Here is a 2,054-nt window from a genome sequence, read left to right on the forward strand (position 1 = left end):
CGCCCGGCAGGTCGGCGAGCAGGCCGTCGCGCAACAGGTCGCTGCGTTCGCGCAGCGGGCGTCCGGCCAGGTCACCGGCCGCGGTACGCAGCGACGGCCACCCGTTGCCCGGCGCCGCGGCGGCGAGCGCGGCGATCAGCGCCCGGGCGGTCTGGTCCCCGATGAGCTCGTCGGCGAACGGCACTGCGGATCTCCCCTGGCTCGGCCTGCGGTGGGCACCGCACATCGTGCCAGGACCGCTCAGAGCAGGCCGGAGCGCCGCCACAGAGCCATGCCCGGCCCGCCGATCAGGTCCAGCTCCCGCAGGTACGCCACGATCCGCTCGCCCGCCCACCGCATCGTCTCGCGGTGGTACGGGTTGGCCCGCGCCGCCCGCCGTCCCACCTCGGGCTCGATGCCGACCGACCGGTAGACCTCCGGCGAGATGATCCGGGTGCCGGTCAGGTACGCCGCCCGCGCGATCACCACCCGGTCGAACGCGAGCCGCCGGGTGCCCGCCGCGCGCACCTGGCGGGCGAGCTCCTCACGGGCGTAGCGCACGTGCCGGGCCTCCTCGATGACGTGGATCCGCGACACCATCCGGACCAGCGGCTGCACCGTCTCGTCGGCCGCGGCCTCGCGTTGCAGGGCGTCCAGGATCTCCTCGGCGATGAGGATGGCCGCGTACATCCGGGGACCGGTGGCGGTGGCGGCGATCCACTTGCCCAGCGCGTCGTCGAACGCGCCCACCCGGTAGACCGGGCAGTCCAGCTTGGCGATCATCCGGCCGAACATGACCGAGTGCCGGCACTCGTCGGCGACCTCGGTGAGGGCGTACTGGGAGTGGGCGGCGGTCGGGTCGGCGCGGTAGTACTCGCGGATCAGCAACTGCATGAGGATGGTCTCGAACCAGACGCCGAGCCCGGCGATGCTGGCCACCTCGTGCCGGGTCAGGGTGATCCGCTGCTCCTGGCTGAGTCCCTGCCACAGCTCGGTGCCGTAGAGGCTGGACCGGTGCTCCGGGGTGTAGAACCGGTCGCTCGCCAGCGGCGCGTCCCAGTCGATCTCCACTTCCGGGTCGTACGAGTGCTCGGCCGACGAACGCAGCAGCCGGGTCGCGGTCCGGTCGCGGTCGGAGACGACCATGGAGAACCTCCAGAGGGGTTGACGTTACCGGAAGTAACAGCTACTTCTCGTACTATGAACTCTGCCGATGAGGGCGTCAACCGCCCCGACGGGCGCAGCCGCCGCTGGGCCGATCACCGCGAGCGCCGCCGCGCCGAGCTGGTCGATGCGGTGATCGAGGCGATCCGCGAGCTCGGGCCCGAGCCCGGCATCGACGCCGTGGCCGCGCACGCCGGGGTCAGCAAGCCCGTGCTCTACCGCTACTTCGAGGACAAGTCGGGGCTGTGGCTGGCGGTGGGCCGGCAGGCGGCGACCGCGGTGGTCGAGGCCATCGCGCCGGCCGTGGCCGCGGTCCGGGAGGAACGGGACGTGGTGGCCGCCGCGATCGACGCGTACCTGACGTTCATCGAGGCGGATCCGCACGTGTACCGGTTCGTGGTGCACCAGCGCGGCATCGCCCGCGACACCGACGTGGTCGCCGACGCGATGGACACCGTGGCCAGCGGGCTGGCCCGGATCCTGGGCGACCGGCTGCGGGCGCTGGGCCTGGACTCGGGGCCGGCGCTGCCGTGGGCGTACGGGATCGTGGGTTATGTCCAGACGGTCGCCGACTGGTGGCTGCGGCAGCAGCAGCCGATCAGCCGGACCGCCCTGGCGGAGTATCTGACGACGTTCCTCTGGGGCGGCATCGCGGGCATCCGCGCCGCCGCCGACACTCCGGGCGGGCTGGCGGTGACCGGGCGATGACCGCGGACCTGGACCCGCAGGGCGAGGACGGCCGGGACGAGGACTACCGCGGCGAGGCGACGATCGAGACCGGCGAGCTCAGCGTCACCGTGGTGGTGCGGCTGTCGGCGCATTTCGAGCCGATCGAGGGCCGCTACCGCTGGGCCGGGCGGGCCGCTCCCGACGACACGCTGACGGCCCAGCTGCGGGCGGGGCTGCGCGAA

Annotated in this window: 4 protein-coding genes; 2 read left to right on the forward strand and 2 right to left on the reverse strand. The window is 73.2% G+C overall.

The genetic code is table 11. The features are described 5' to 3' along the window. Both AB0C29_RS45475 and AB0C29_RS45480 read right to left on the reverse strand, forming a co-directional pair. Positions 1–184: hypothetical protein (locus AB0C29_RS45475; protein WP_360834184.1), on the reverse strand; the 184-nt coding region annotated here is incomplete at its 3' end. A 56-nt stretch (positions 185–240) separates the two neighbouring features. Further along, entirely contained in the window at positions 241–1,125 is an 885-nt protein-coding gene (locus AB0C29_RS45480) for a diiron oxygenase (RefSeq protein ID WP_360834186.1), read from the reverse strand. 54 nt (positions 1,126–1,179) lie between these two features. Between AB0C29_RS45480 and AB0C29_RS45485 the strand changes: the two genes are divergently transcribed. Beyond that, entirely contained in the window at positions 1,180–1,851 is a 672-nt protein-coding gene (locus AB0C29_RS45485) for a TetR/AcrR family transcriptional regulator (protein ID WP_360834188.1), read from the forward strand. Beyond that, the coding region (locus AB0C29_RS45490; protein WP_360834190.1) for a DUF4873 domain-containing protein at positions 1,848–2,054 on the forward strand (207 nt) is incomplete at its 3' end. The genes AB0C29_RS45485 and AB0C29_RS45490, both read left to right, overlap by 4 nt.

Source organism: Actinoplanes sp. NPDC048791, from assembly GCF_040650095.1.
Lineage (GTDB): Bacteria > Actinomycetota > Actinomycetes > Mycobacteriales > Micromonosporaceae > Actinoplanes.

Bases quoted from the DNA above. Each gene is read 5' to 3' on its own strand.
- AB0C29_RS45480 (WP_360834186.1), bottom strand. From the start codon at position 1,125: ATGGTCGTCTCCGACCGCGACCGGACCGCGACCCGGCTGCTGCGTTCG.
- AB0C29_RS45485 (WP_360834188.1), top strand. From the start codon at position 1,180: ATGAACTCTGCCGATGAGGGCGTCAACCGCCCCGACGGGCGCAGCCGC.